Here is a 13,243-nt window from a genome sequence, read left to right on the forward strand (position 1 = left end):
AGGGGCCATGTCGACCTCCGCCTCTGTTTCTCCCGCGGCAGCCCCGCACAGAAGTGAAAAGCTTCCCCGCCGAGTTCGCGTGGCTGCGTGGGTTGTCCTCTTAGCCCAGGTGAGCATTATCGTCACCTCAACGGCCGTGCGCCTGACAGGATCCGGTTTGGGCTGTTCCGACTGGCCCATGTGCGAGCCCGGATCGCTGACGAACACCCCGGAGATGGGCATTCACGGCTTCATCGAGTTCGGCAACCGGGTCCTGGGCGTTGTCCTCGGTCTCATCTGCCTCGCCGCGCTCATCGTGGTCTGGCCGTGGCGGCGCGAACGGCCCGAACTCGCGTGGTCGGCCTTTGCACTTCTCATGGTTGTGCCCGTCCAGGCTGTCATCGGAGGCATGTCGGTGCTGACAAAGCTCAACCCGTGGGTTGTCGCCAGCCACTTCATTCCATCTGCCGCATCAGTCGCGGTTGCCGCGTATCTGATTGTCCGCGTGTATTCCGGACCGGGACCGCGCAGAGCGGTCGGACCGGCAAAGCTGCGGACGCTCATGTGGATCATCGCGGCACTGCTCGCGGTCGTCCTCGTGTTCGGCGTCCTCACCACCGGGGCTGGGCCGCACGCGGGCGACCGCGAATCGGCTCGCAACGGCCTGCCGACCGTGTGGATGGCCCGCTTCCACGCGTTTCCCGTCTGGCTGATGGTCCTGACCGCGGTGTGGGCTCGCGTCATCGCAGCAAAAGAAGGCGCTGTCCCCCAAGCCCGCGCAATCGACTTTCTCTTGGCCGTCACGGTCGTTCAGGGTCTGATCGGCTACGTCCAGTACTTCACCGGTCTGCCGATCGGCATTGTCTTGGTCCACATGTTCGGTCTGACGCTTGTGATCATGGCCGCGGTGTTCGCCATCATGTCGAACTACTCGTGGAAGGATGCACCTGCTCACCCGGCAGATGACATTTTCGAACCTACAGACAGCAGGCCCTGACACATGCTTCTGCATCTTTTTCGCAAGTTCGCGCTTCCGCTGTGGCCTGCGCTTCTCGGCCTGTTGGTCTTTGAAGCCCTGCAGATTGCAGGATCGCTGGCTCTGCCGACCCTCAATGCGCGCGTGATCGACGACGGGATTGCCGTTGGAGACGCTGCCGTGGTGTGGCGTTTGGGCGCAGCCATGCTGGCTCTGACTTTCGGACAGCTGGTGACCAATATCCTCGCGGTTGCCTGCGGCGCGTACGCCTCCCTCAAAGCGGCGCAGCACATGCGCACGGCGTTCTTTGCCAAGGTGTCGTCGTTCGGGTTTCAGGAGATCGCCCAGTTCGGCACATCGAGTTTGGTGACCCGCTCAACCAACGACGTCCGCCAGGTCCAGCAGTTCCTGACAATGGCGATGTCGATCGCGATCATGGCTCCGTTTATGGCCGTCGGCGGGCTCATCATGGCGCTGACTCTGGACCTTGCGCTTTCGTGGACGATTGTGGCTACTGTCGTCCTGCTCATGGCGATCATGGTGTGGGCAATTCGCGGGATGGTGCCGAGCTTCCGCATCATGCAGGAGCGCCTTGACGCTATGGGGTCGGTTCTGTCACAGCAGCTCTCAGGCCTGCGGGTCATCCGTGCCTTCGTCAAAGAAGACGCTGAGAAGAAGCGCTACGAACGGGTCAATGATCAGATGACGGACGCCTACATGACTGTCGGAAAGTATTTCGTGACCCTGTTTCCGCTGGTCATGCTCGTTGTCGGCCTTGGCGAGATGGCCATTGTGTGGTTCGGGGCGCTCGGTGTGGAAGCCGGCACCAGCAATGTCGGTTCGATTATGGCGTTCACGCAGTACCTCATGCTGATCCTCATGGGCGTTCTCATGGCCTCGTTCCTGGCCATGATGATGCCCCGTGCCGAAGTCGCCGCCGGCCGCATCCGGGAAGTGCTGGAAACCGAGCCGGCACAGACGCGCTCAGGTTCCGCCGAGTCCGTTTCCCACCCCGGTCTGCTGGAAGTCTCCGATGTCACTTTCTGCTTCCCCGGGGCCGAGGCGCCCGTTCTGGATTCGGTCACGTTCACCTGCCGACCGGGCACCACGACTGCGATCATCGGCGCCACGGGCTCCGGCAAGACCGTTCTCATGCAGCTCATCGTGGGCTTGCTTGACCCCACGAGCGGCTCTGTCGTCATCGGCGGGGTGCCCGCCGAAGAGCTCACGGCAGAAGCACGCAGCGAACAGTTCGGCTATGTGCCGCAGAAACCGCAGGTTTTCGGCGACACGATCGAGGGAAATCTGCGCAAGGGCAACCCCGGTGCCACTGATGCTCAAGTGCAGAGCGCCCTGCGCACATCCCAGGCGTGGGAGTACGTGCAGGGGCTAGAAGGCCAGACCCAGTACCGGGTCAACCAGAACGGCACTAACCTCTCCGGCGGTCAGCGTCAGCGGCTGGCAATCGCCATGGCGCTGGTTCGCCCAAGTCCCATCCTGATCTTCGACGATTCCTTTTCGGCCCTCGACACGCAGACAGAAGCGCGAGTGCGGGACGGAATTGCCCAGATGGGTCCGCGCACCCAGATCGTCGTCACCCAACGCTGCTCAAGTGCAGCCCGGGCCGATCAGATCGTCGTGCTCGATGAAGGTCGAGCCGTTGCAGTCGGCACGCACACCGAGCTTTTGGAATCCTCGGACGTCTACCGGGAGATCTACTCATCGCAGACGGGAGCGGCCCATGAGTGAAGAAACCCCGCCAAACGAAAAGTCCGCTCACTTCTGGGCCACGGTCAAACGGTTCGTCGGCGAATTCAGACCGCATCGCACCCCGATGGTCATCACCGTCATCACCCTGTTCGTCGGCACAGTGCTCACAATTGCGGCACCCTATGTTTTCGGACTGGCGACAGACGCCGTGTTTGCAGGCTATCTGTCGATGACGACCGCGGCTGGGCAGCATGCCGAAGAAGCTGCACAGGCGCGCGATCAGCAGTCATCGCTGGGACCCATCATCGACACGATGGATGTCGTGCCCGGAGCTGGGATGGACTTCGGGCTCATCGGCAAACTCGTTCTCGTCGGTGTTGCGGTGTACGTCCTATCTTCGCTGTTCACCTTCATCGGCGGCCGCGTGAGCATCCGGGTTGTCAACATCGTCATGAGCGATATGCGCGCTCGTGTCGAGGCAAAGCTGCACCGGGTGCCGCTGTCCTACGCCGATAGGCAGCGCAAGGGCGATGTTCTGTCCCGGCTGAACAACGACCTCGACAATGTCACCCAGGTCGCCAATGAAAACCTCCAGCAGATCATTACGGGACTCATCAGCTTCTTCGGAGTACTCGCGGTGATGTTCACCCTGTCGTGGCAGCTGGCGCTCATTGCGGTTGCCTCAATTCCGATTACGGGTGTGATCTTCGCGCTCATCGGCGTGCCCAGCCAACGGCAGTTCAGCAGGCAATGGGCCGCAACCGGCGAACTCAATGCGCACGTCGAAGAGTCAATCACCGGGATTGCGCTGCTGCGCGTACACGGCGGGCTTCCGGCGGCACGCACAGAGTTCGAAAAATCGAATCGCGAAGTCTATGCCGCCAGCCTCCGGGCGCAGATTCTGTCCGGTTCGATCATGCCGTCGATGACATTCGTGTCGAACCTCGTGTTCGTCGCAATAGCGATTGTGGGGGCGGCTCTCGTGGCCGGCGGAGCCATCACTCTGGGCATTGTGCAGGCCTTTGTGTGGTACTCACGCCAGTTCTCTCAGACCTTCGGCCAGCTGGGCGGCATGGCATCGCGCCTGCAGTCGGCTGCTGCAAGTGCCGAGCGCGTCTACGAACTTCTCGACGCTCCGGAGGAAACACCGCAGACGGACGTCGAGCCCTTTGCCCCCTCGCACGGGAAAATCGAGTTCTCTGCGGTCGGCTTCTCCTACAGCCCCGATGAGGAGCTCATCTCCGATTTGACGCTCACTGCCCAGCCGGGTCAGACAATTGCCGTTGTGGGACCCACGGGTGCTGGCAAAACCACGATCGTCAACCTGCTCATGCGCTTCTACGACGCGGATTCCGGCAGCATACGGATCGACGGACGAGATGTTCGCAACATGAGTCGAGCCGATCTGCGCCGCCCTATCGGCATGGTTCTGCAGGACACGTGGCTGTTTGAGGGCTCCATACGGGACAACATCGCCTACGGCAATGATCGTGCCGATTCCAGCGCAATCGAAGCGGCCGCCCAGGCCGCCTACGTGGACCGCTTTACGTCGCAGCTGCCTGACGGTCTGGATTCCATGATCACCGAAACCGCAGACAACATCTCCGCGGGGCAGCGTCAGCTCATCACAATTGCCCGCGCTTTTGTGTCCGAGCCGACGATCCTGATTCTCGACGAGGCCACCTCGAACGTCGATACTCGCACAGAAGTGCTGGTGCAGGAGGCAATGAACAGGCTGCGGGCGGGGCGGACGAGCATTGTCATAGCCCACCGGCTGTCGACCATCCGCAATGCGGATGTCATCGTCGTCATGGACAAGGGCAGCATTGTCGAGCAGGGCGCGCATGACGATCTCATTGCCGCCGGCGGCCTCTACGCGTCACTGCACGCGGCGGGTTTTGGCGAAGAGTAGCTCTCAGGGCTCAGCCGAGCCAGAGCGCACAGCACCGACAGCACCGCGTGCTATGTGCCGAAAACGTCCGGCCAGCTGTTCCGGACGCAGCGGCCCGTCCGCGCGATACCACTGGGAGATTCCCGTGCACATGCTGATCACAGCGGTCACGGCTTCGCGCGGATAGGGCACGCTGAATTCGCCATCGGCGGCACCGCGTTGGACTATTCTGCTGAGCCTGGCGTGCTGCGCATCGCGCAAAGCAACGTAGTCGGGCCTGTCATCAGGGTGAATCGAGCGAAGCTCTGAGGCTGCCACAAAGGCGAGCTGCTGGTTCTTTGCATGGAACAGCACCATGCATTCGACGTATGCGTCGAGCTGCTCAGCACTGCTTGCACCAGCCTGCTCTTCTGCAAGGTCAGAACGGGCCGCGAGGTCAGTCATCGCGTAGCGAATGACAGCCAGCAGAAGGTCGTATTTCGATTTCCAATGGTGGTAGAGCCCAGGCACCGAAAGACCTGCGCGATCGGCTATCTGGCGGATGCTTGTGCCGTGGAAGCCCTTGTCGGCGAAACAGCTGAGGGCAGCGCGGAGAATCGGCGGCATCACAGTGTCGTAAAAAGCGCGCCAGTTTCCGTCTTCTATCGACGGCTGGAAATCCTCCATCGTGCTTCCTCTTTCTGCAATTCGGCATCCCCCACACTCTTACACGCGAATGACTCTTGACATTGCGCGGCTCGCCGTGTGAGGGTTCATACACCGAGCGATCGCTCGGTCGGGACATTCGAAGGAGCATGTCATGGGGCACACCAAGCGATGGACACATCTCTACCCTGAACACATCCCGAAAAGCGTCGAGGTCGAACACGCAAATCTACCGGAAGGGTGGAAAGCACGCGTTGCCCGAGACCCAGACAACACAGCCCTCGTCTACTTCGATCGAGTATTCTCCGCCGCGGAGGTTGACAGAAAGTCCGATGCTCTTGCTGCGGCCTTAGCGCAGCGGGGAATCGGCAAAGGCGACTGCGTCGGTTTGAAGCTGCAGAACATTCCCCAGTTCCCCCTTGCTCTGCTCGCCTTGTGGAAACTCGGCGCTTCCGCTCTGCTCATCAATCCCATGTACCGCCAGCGAGAGTTCCGCAGGCTGGTAGACGATTCCGGCGCCAAGGGCGTCATCGTTGAAGACACGCTGTTTGAGGAGACGCGGAGCTTCTGCGAGGGCTCTGACGTTGAGTGGCTTCTCACCACGTCGAGTCTGGACTACCAGACCCGCAACGACCCCCGCGTCTTCGCCAGCACCGAACGCCTTGACGCTGCTTCCGACGGCGATGTCTGCGCACTGATCGAACAGTTCGACGGCAGCGCACCGCCCCCTGTCCAGCTGAATCACAACGACGTGGCCGTCATGGTCTACACGTCGGGAACAACCGGACCGGCCAAGGGCGCACCGAATACACACGGAAATCTCCTGCACATTGCTGCGACGAACAGCGCGTGGCTGTCCATGACGCCCGAAGACGTCACGTTTGCTGCCGCACCGCTGTTCCACATCACGGGTGTCGGCGCCGTCAATACGACTGCCCTGCTGCACGGCGGTGCGCTCGTGTTCGCCAATAGGCCCAAGCCCGATGTTCTGGCGGATGCGTTCCGCGAGCACGGCGCCCACTACATGCTGTCATCCATCACCGTCTACAACGCCCTGCTGCAGGCAGATGAGGTCAAGCGCGAGCACTTCGCATCTGCAAAAGCGCTGCTCTCCGGCGGAGCGCCCACTCCCCCGGCCACCGTCGAGGCATTCGCAGACAAATTCGGCATCATCATCGGCGGGGCCTACGGAATGACGGAGATCACCTCGGCCATCATTGCCAGTCCGCCAGGCCACAGGGCACCGGTGCACAGCGCAAGCGGCACCCTGTCGGTGGGTGTGCCGCTGCCGAATGTCGACGCCGCCGTCATCGGACTTGACGGAAGCGAACTGCCGCCGGGCGAAGAAGGCGAACTTGCAGTTGCCGGACCGCAGGTTATCTCAGGCTACTGGAACAACCCGGAAGCGACAGAGAAGACGATTGTCGACGGAATGCTGCGCACCGGGGATTCCGCAATCATGGACGAATACGGCTGGATCTACCTGGTCGACCGGCTCAAAGACCAGATCAACGCATCCGGCTTCAAAGTCTGGCCGCGCGAAGTCGAAGACGTCCTGTACGAACACCCTGCCGTCTACGAAGCCGCAGTGATCGGCAAACCAGACGAATACCGCGGTGAAACAGTTGTCGCCTTCGTGTCGCTGCACCCGAACACCCCTGCCGAACCAAGCGAGCTCAGAGACTTCTGCAGTGAACGCCTAGCGGCCTTTAAACGCCCGACAGAAATCACAATCGTCGATGAACTGCCCAAGACAGAAACCGGAAAGATTCAACGCCGCGCACTGCGGTGAAGCACTCCCGAGGAGAACACCATGACCGTGTACACCGAACTCGAAGGGCAGACAGCCCTTGTGACCGGCGCATCGCGCGGAATCGGCTTTGCAATAGCCGAAGAGCTCACCCGCAGCGGCGTGACGGTGGTTATGACAGCCCGCAAGGACGACGCGCTGCAGCAGGCAGTCAACAGCCTGCCGGACGGCAAAGCCATCGGCATTGCGGGCAAAGCAGATGACCCCGAACACCGCAGACAGGTACTGGACACTATTGCCGAGCGCTTCGGCAGACTCGACATCCTCATCAACAACGCAGGAATCAACCCCATCTACGGCAAGCTCGTGGACCTCGAAATGGCAGCCGTTGAGAAGGTGCTGTCAGTCAACCTGCTCTCAACCCTGGCCTGGACCCAAGCGGCCTACCACCACGAAGGACTGAAGTTCCGCGAAAACCGCGGCAGGGTCGTCAACCTGTCTTCGGTCGCAGGCGCAACACCGTCACCGAACCTCGGCCTGTACGGCGTTTCCAAGGCCGCGGTCAACCACCTGACCACGACTCTCGGCGCAGAACTCGGACCGGAAGTGCGAGTCAACGCGATCGCCCCGGCCGTCGTGAAAACTCAGTTCTCCGAAGCGCTCTATGCCGAAGGCGAAGACAAGGTCGCCCAGCAGTATCCGCTCAAACGCCTGGGCACACCCGAAGACATCGCACATACCGCAGTGTTCTTGGTGTCCGATTCTTCGTCGTGGATCACATCACAAGTCATCACCCTCGACGGTGGACTGCTCTCAAACGGAGGAAGGGCCTGACATGAACGCACACAGCACGCACACCCCCGATGTCGAACAGCTGCGCCAAAGAATCCGCAGCTTCGTGCGAGAGCAGATCATTCCCGCCGAACCTCGCCCCGGTGAGACCCTCCAACCAGAAGAGCTGCAGCGCCTCAAAGATGCCGCAGCCGGTGAGGGACTGCTCAGCGTGCACGTCTCCGAAGAGCACGGCGGTGCCGGTGTTCCGCTGCGCGATTGGCCTGTGCTGTTCCAAGAGGCCGGGTACTCCCCCATCGGACCGGCAGTTCTCAACATCATGGCCCCAGACGAGGGCAATATGCACATGCTCAGCCTGGTAGCGAACGAAGAGCAGAAAGAGCGCTATCTTCGTCCGCTGGCAGCAGGTCAGGTGCGTTCGTCATTCGCTATGACCGAACCGCATCCCGGCGCCGGCTCCGACCCGAACTCGCTGACTTCGAGTGCTGAGTTCTCAGACGGCCAGTGGGTGCTCAACGGACACAAGCGCTTCATTTCCGGGGCATACGAAGCATCGTTCTTCATCGCGATGATGCGCACTCCCGCACACGGTGATTCCCCCGAGGGCGCCACCATGTTCTTCGTCGATGCGGACAATCCCGGAGTGCGTGTGGGTGAGCCCATCCACACGGTTGACACCACAATTGCCGGTGGCCACCCCCACGTGTACTTCGACGACTGCAAGGTCGATTCTTCAGCAGTCATCGGTGCGGTGGGGCGGGGGTTTGAATATGCCCAGGTTCGTCTGGGACCGGCTCGCCTCACACACTGCATGCGCTGGCTGGGCCTGGCCCGCCGTTCTCTTGACATTGCGCTGGATCGGGCGGAGAAGCGGGAGATCTTCGGCGACAAGCTCTACCGTCTGGGACTTGCACAGGAGCTCATCGCGCAGTGTGAGATCGACATCGAAACATCTGCAGCGCTCATTGAGAAGACAGCACGGAAGCTGGAGGAGGACGAAGCAGCCGGCCGCAGCCTGTCGTCAATTGCGAAAGTGTATGTTTCCGAAGCTGTCTACCGGGTCATCGACCGCTGTGTGCAGATCTGCGGCGGCGACGGCGTATCCGACGGTCTGCCGCTGATTCAGTACCTCAACGAGGTTCGCCCGTTCAGGATCTACGACGGCTCGACTGAGACCCACAAGTTCGCCATAGCCCGGCGCGCTTCGTCCCGCCGCAGAAAAGAAGTGCAGGCAGGAGCACCCGATCAGGGCACAGCTGCCCTCCGCCCCTGCGATGGGGATGATTCCCGATGCTGACACAGCCTGATGGAATCGAGGTTGTCGCCACGCGCACCGAAGCGCAGGAGTTGAGCTCTCCCCCGCTGCTCGTTCTGGAATCCCTGACCGAATATCTTGACGAGCAGCGGCTGGGCTCAGGGCCGGTTGCGTGGCAGCGAATCGGCGAGGGCCAGTCGAATATCACCTACCTCCTGCGCCGCGGCGACACCCAGTTTGTTCTGCGCCGCGGACCGCGCCCTCCGCTGCCGAAGTCGACGCACGACATGAAGCGCGAAGCGCGCATCCAGTCCGCACTCGCACCCGAAGGCATAGCCGTTCCCAGCATCCTCGCCCTGTGCGAAGACGAAGCGGTCCTCGGTGTTCCGTTCTACATCATGGAGTTCCTCGACGGTGAGGTCGTCACCGACCGGGTGCCCGACTGCTTTGCCGGACCGGAGGGGCCGCGCATCGCTGTCGAGGCGATGGTCGATTCACTCGCTGCCCTGCACTCCGTCGATGTGTCTTGCGAACCGGTATCCGCTCTCGGCAGGCCCGAGGGGTACCTTGAACGCCAAGTGCAGCGTTTCAGCGGCCTGTGGGGACAGACATCGAAGCGTGAAGTCCCCCAGGTCGATGCGATCGCGCGCAGGCTGGCGTCAGCACTGCCGACAACCCAGCGTCACAGTGTCGTCCACGGCGACTTCCGCATGGGCAACGTGATGTATGAAAAGTCAGCTCCGCCTCGGATTCAGGCGATCCTCGACTGGGAGATGGCAACACTCGGAGATCCCCTGGCAGACCTCGGCTACCTGGTGGCAACCTATGCCGACCCATCAGCGGAGCCGACGATTATGGAGCTGACACCCGTGACCCGCGGGTCGGCATTTCCCACCCGCGACGAGGTCATCAGCCGCTACGCCGATCGCACGGGCCTCGATGTCTCGCCGCTGAAATGGTACATGTCGCTGGCACTGTGGAAGGCCGCAATCTTCTCCGAAGCAATCTACACCCGGTGGCTCAACGGCGAGCGTCCGGACGATCCCTTCGCAGCGAATCTCGACACCGGCGTCTTGACGCTGCTTGATCAAGCGCAACAGCTCATAGAGGAGTAACCATGTCCCAGCCTCCAACGTCGCAGGCTCACACACCACCTCGCCAGTACCCCCAGTCGCTGCCGACCTCCCGTGTCAAAGCTGATCGGGCTACAAGAAAATCGGTGCGGGCCTCAACCGTCGGCAACATCCTCGAATGGTACGAGTGGTCGTCCTATGCGGTCTTCGCCCCGTTCATCGCCAAGGTGATGTTCGACCAGACCGACCCCGTGTCAGCCCTGCTGGCGACCTTCGCGGTATTCGCAGTTGGGTTCTTGGCTAGGCCTCTGGGCGGTTTCGTCTTCGGCCGCTTGGCAGACAAGAAGGGCCGCAAGTTCGTTCTGCTGGTCACAATGCTGACCATGGCCGCGGGATCATTCGCAATTGGAATCATGCCCACCTACGCCGCAATCGGCATCGGCGCTTCGGCTCTTCTCCTGGCGATCCGCATTGTCCAGGGCTTTGCCCACGGCGGTGAGTCGGCCGCGGCGAACACCTACGTCGCTGAGATCGCACCCGCGGCACGCCGCGGCATGTGGGGATCAATTCCCTTCATCGCCATTTTCGCCGGATCGGTCCTCGCCTATATCGTCGGAACGGTTCTCACCACGGTGCTTTCGGATGAAGCAGTTTCGGCATGGGGCTGGCGTCTGCCGTTCCTCGCAGGCGGTGTGCTCGCTCTCGTTGTGCTCTGGATGCGCCGCGAAATGCTCGAATCCGAGGTTTTCGAAAGTTCCGATGACGACATCCCGGCCGACGCGGCTGATCTCGCACACCCTGCCGCCGACACCGTCAGATCCGCAGCAGCCGAAGCACCCGCAGATGCACCGCATCCCGTCACAACGCACGCGGTGTGGAAGACGGTCATCCTCATCATCGCCTTCGTGTCAGGCATTACGGCTGCGCACTACACCTGGAGCTCCTATGTTTCGACCTATGCGATCACTCAGCACGGAATGGAACCGGCCCAGGCATACCTCGTGGTGTGCGTATCGCAGACCATTGCGCTGGCAGCTCTGCCGCTGTGGGGTCTGCTTTCCGATAAAGTCGGCCGCAAGCCGGTGCTGTTCGGCTTCGCGATCGGCATGATGGTCCTCCAGTTCCCGATGATGATGCTCATCAGCTCGGAACCGTGGACTCTGCTGGTTGCTTCGACGGTGTCGCTGGTGGTCGTCGCCATGTCCGGCGCGCTTCTGGCCTCCGTCATGTCCGAGGCCTTCCCCACCAAGTACCGCACACAGGCGCTGGGCTTCGCCTACTCCGTTTCTGTCGCAGTCTTCGGCGGTTCGGCACCGTACCTCAACGCTTTGGCAATCGACATCAACATGGCGTGGCTCTCAAGCGCGTACATCGTTGCACTGTGTGTTTCCACGCTCATCGCTGTGCTCATCATGCCCGAGGCCAAGGGCATCGACCTCAACAGAATCTGATGCCGACCATCCTCTTGGTCCGTCACGGACAGGCGAGCTTCGGAGAGCCGGTGTACGATCGGCTCTCCGAAGTCGGCCGCGCACAGGCCACGGCGCTCGGCGCCTACTTACGTGAGCATCTTCCGGCTGAACCAGCGCGGATCATCACCGGCAGCCTCGAAAGGCAGACGCACACCGCGCAACTGGCGAAATCGGCCGCCGGCTGGACGGCCGATGTGACAGCAGATGCACGCTGGAATGAATACGACAGCGACTGTCTGCTGAGCCTGGCGGGCTACTCAGACGACATCATTTCGGCGACAGAGTTCCAGAAGAGAATCGAAGTCGGCATGCGCCTGTGGGCCACCGAAGCGCAGCATCGCAGCGCCTACCGTGAGTTCGCTCGCGCAGCCGACGAGGCGCTGACTGAGCTTGCGGCTGTGCCGGGCACGAGCGTTGTCTTCAGTTCCGCCGGAGTGATCTCGCAGCTGGCGACCGCGCTCATCGACGGCACAGTCGAAACGTGGGTGAAGCTGTGCCGGGTTGCCGCCAACACCGGTGTGACGACCCTCGCTGCCGGCAGACAGGGCGTGAACCTCGTGAGCTTCAACCAAACGGCCCACTGCACCGGCAGACTGCTGACCTACCGCTAGGAGTCCAACCGCCCGCTGCCGTGTACGTTAAGAGCACAGATCGGGCAGACACAGAACAGCGGGGCCGGTGAGAAATTTCTCACCGGCCCCGCTGTTCTGCAGTCAGGAATCAGCCGAGGAACGGATTGAGGAACGGATCGATTGCAACTGCCAGGAACAGAATCGAAAGGTAGGTGATGGATCCGTGGAAAACGCGCATGGCCTTCAGCTGCGTTCCGCTCAGCCCCTGCTTTGCGCGCTTGAGGAAGGTGATGCACTCCCACATGAACCAAGCGCCCGAGCCCAGGGCGACAACCGTGTACAGCGGGCCCATGGGCGCCAGCGGGATGACAGCCAAAGATGCAACGATCATCGCCACCGTGTAGCCGATCATCTGCACGCCGACGGTCTTCGGCGGCACCTTGTTGGGCAACATCGGAACATCGGCGGCTTCATAGTCGGCCTTGTATTTGATGGCCAGCGGCCAGTAGTGCGGCGGGGTCCAGAAGAACACCACGAGGAAAAGCGCAACGGGCGCCCAGTCAAGCGAACCGGTGACGGCAGACCAGCCGATGAAGACCGGCATGCAGCCTGCCGCGCCTCCCCAGACGATGTTCTGGGTGGTGCGGCGTTTGAGGACCATGGTGTAGAAGACCGCGTACAGGAGGATCGCAGCGGCGGTCAGGCCAGCCGCAACCCAGTTGGTGAAGCCGCCCATCCACAGAATCGAGCCGATGCCCAGTGAGAACGCGAAGATCGTCGCTTCTTTCACCGAGATTTCGCCGGTGACAAGGGGGCGGGTTTCGGTCCGGGCCATGCGGGCGTCGATGTCGCGGTCGAAAATCGAGTTGAACACCGAAGCTGACGCGGCGGCGGCCGAACCGCCGATGAGGGTGGCGACGATGAGCCAAAGATTGGGCAGTCCGCGTTCGGCAAGGAACATCACCGGCGCTGTCGTGACCAGCAGCAGTTCGATGACGCGGGGTTTGGTCAGTGAGACAAAGGCCATGAAGCGGCTGCGGTTCTCAACCGAAGCAGCCGGTCGCTGTTCATCCCGAAGACGCTGCAGCGGTCGTTCTGCTTGGTGCTGCTGATGAGCGCTCACGCATT

11 protein-coding genes are annotated in these 13,243 nt (G+C 61.7%); 9 read left to right on the forward strand and 2 right to left on the reverse strand.

Annotated elements, in window-relative coordinates; all coding sequences use genetic code 11:
• Positions 1-7 precede the first annotated feature (7 nt).
• From GC119_RS01915 to GC119_RS01925, 3 genes are read left to right on the forward strand one after another with little or no spacing between them, the layout of a single operon-like run.
• On the forward strand, positions 8-976 hold the full coding sequence (locus tag GC119_RS01915; protein ID WP_070572670.1) for a COX15/CtaA family protein: 969 nt from the start codon (positions 8-10) through the stop codon (positions 974-976).
• Between the two features lie 3 nt (positions 977-979).
• Positions 980-2,704, forward strand: a complete 1,725-nt coding sequence (locus tag GC119_RS01920) for an ABC transporter ATP-binding protein (protein ID WP_070572667.1) — start codon at positions 980-982, stop codon at positions 2,702-2,704.
• Complete coding sequence (locus GC119_RS01925; protein ID WP_070572665.1) at positions 2,697-4,577, forward strand: ABC transporter ATP-binding protein; 1,881 nt, start codon at positions 2,697-2,699, stop codon at positions 4,575-4,577. The genes GC119_RS01920 and GC119_RS01925 overlap by 8 nt, the downstream gene beginning before the upstream one ends.
• Positions 4,578-4,580: 3 nt before the next feature.
• Here GC119_RS01925 and GC119_RS01930 read toward each other — a convergent pair whose 3' ends face one another.
• Positions 4,581-5,222 (reverse strand): TetR/AcrR family transcriptional regulator, encoded by a 642-nt coding sequence (locus GC119_RS01930; RefSeq protein WP_070572663.1) that lies wholly within the window; start codon positions 5,220-5,222, stop codon positions 4,581-4,583.
• Positions 5,223-5,355: 133 nt separating this feature from the next.
• Between GC119_RS01930 and GC119_RS01935 the strand changes: the two genes are divergently transcribed.
• The 6 genes from GC119_RS01935 to GC119_RS01960 are packed head-to-tail and all read left to right on the forward strand — an operon-like array spanning position 5,356 to position 12,154.
• Positions 5,356-6,993, forward strand: a complete 1,638-nt coding sequence (locus GC119_RS01935; RefSeq protein ID WP_151952298.1) for a class I adenylate-forming enzyme family protein — start codon at positions 5,356-5,358, stop codon at positions 6,991-6,993.
• Positions 6,994-7,014: 21 nt separating this feature from the next.
• The gene (locus tag GC119_RS01940) at positions 7,015-7,785 is read left to right on the forward strand and encodes an SDR family oxidoreductase (protein ID WP_151952299.1); all 771 of its coding nucleotides are present in this window, start codon (positions 7,015-7,017) and stop codon (positions 7,783-7,785) included.
• A 1-nt stretch (position 7,786) separates the two neighbouring features.
• A complete protein-coding gene (locus tag GC119_RS01945) occupies positions 7,787-9,040 on the forward strand; it encodes an acyl-CoA dehydrogenase family protein (RefSeq protein ID WP_151952300.1) in 1,254 nt (417 codons plus the stop codon).
• Positions 9,034-10,113: a phosphotransferase family protein gene (locus GC119_RS01950; protein WP_070777370.1), complete on the forward strand. Its 1,080-nt coding sequence runs from the start codon at positions 9,034-9,036 to the stop codon at positions 10,111-10,113. Before GC119_RS01945 ends, GC119_RS01950 begins: the two co-directional genes overlap by 7 nt.
• A gap of 2 nt (positions 10,114-10,115) precedes the next feature.
• Positions 10,116-11,522, forward strand: coding sequence for an MFS transporter (locus tag GC119_RS01955; RefSeq protein WP_151952301.1), 1,407 nt, complete (start codon positions 10,116-10,118; stop codon positions 11,520-11,522).
• A complete protein-coding gene (locus GC119_RS01960) occupies positions 11,522-12,154 on the forward strand; it encodes a histidine phosphatase family protein (protein WP_070777372.1) in 633 nt (210 codons plus the stop codon). Before GC119_RS01955 ends, GC119_RS01960 begins: the two co-directional genes overlap by 1 nt.
• A 109-nt stretch (positions 12,155-12,263) precedes the next feature.
• Here the strand turns inward: GC119_RS01960 and GC119_RS01965 are convergent, their stop codons facing one another.
• The gene (locus tag GC119_RS01965; RefSeq protein WP_151952302.1) at positions 12,264-13,238 is read right to left on the reverse strand and encodes a heme o synthase; all 975 of its coding nucleotides are present in this window, start codon (positions 13,236-13,238) and stop codon (positions 12,264-12,266) included.
• Between the last annotated feature and the right edge of the window lie 5 nt (positions 13,239-13,243).

This window comes from Brevibacterium sp. Marseille-P9724 (assembly GCF_902500275.1).
Taxonomy (GTDB): domain Bacteria; phylum Actinomycetota; class Actinomycetes; order Actinomycetales; family Brevibacteriaceae; genus Brevibacterium.

Bases quoted from the DNA above. Each gene is read 5' to 3' on its own strand.
- GC119_RS01925 (WP_070572665.1), top strand. From the start codon at position 2,697: ATGAGTGAAGAAACCCCGCCAAACGAAAAGTCCGCTCACTTCTGGGCC.
- GC119_RS01920 (WP_070572667.1), top strand. From the start codon at position 980: ATGCTTCTGCATCTTTTTCGCAAGTTCGCGCTTCCGCTGTGGCCTGCG.
- GC119_RS01950 (WP_070777370.1), top strand. From the start codon at position 9,034: ATGCTGACACAGCCTGATGGAATCGAGGTTGTCGCCACGCGCACCGAA.
- GC119_RS01935 (WP_151952298.1), top strand. From the start codon at position 5,356: ATGGGGCACACCAAGCGATGGACACATCTCTACCCTGAACACATCCCG.
- GC119_RS01915 (WP_070572670.1), top strand. From the start codon at position 8: ATGTCGACCTCCGCCTCTGTTTCTCCCGCGGCAGCCCCGCACAGAAGT.
- GC119_RS01940 (WP_151952299.1), top strand. From the start codon at position 7,015: ATGACCGTGTACACCGAACTCGAAGGGCAGACAGCCCTTGTGACCGGC.
- GC119_RS01945 (WP_151952300.1), top strand. From the start codon at position 7,787: ATGAACGCACACAGCACGCACACCCCCGATGTCGAACAGCTGCGCCAA.
- GC119_RS01960 (WP_070777372.1), top strand. From the start codon at position 11,522: ATGCCGACCATCCTCTTGGTCCGTCACGGACAGGCGAGCTTCGGAGAG.
- GC119_RS01930 (WP_070572663.1), bottom strand. From the start codon at position 5,222: ATGGAGGATTTCCAGCCGTCGATAGAAGACGGAAACTGGCGCGCTTTT.
- GC119_RS01955 (WP_151952301.1), top strand. From the start codon at position 10,116: ATGTCCCAGCCTCCAACGTCGCAGGCTCACACACCACCTCGCCAGTAC.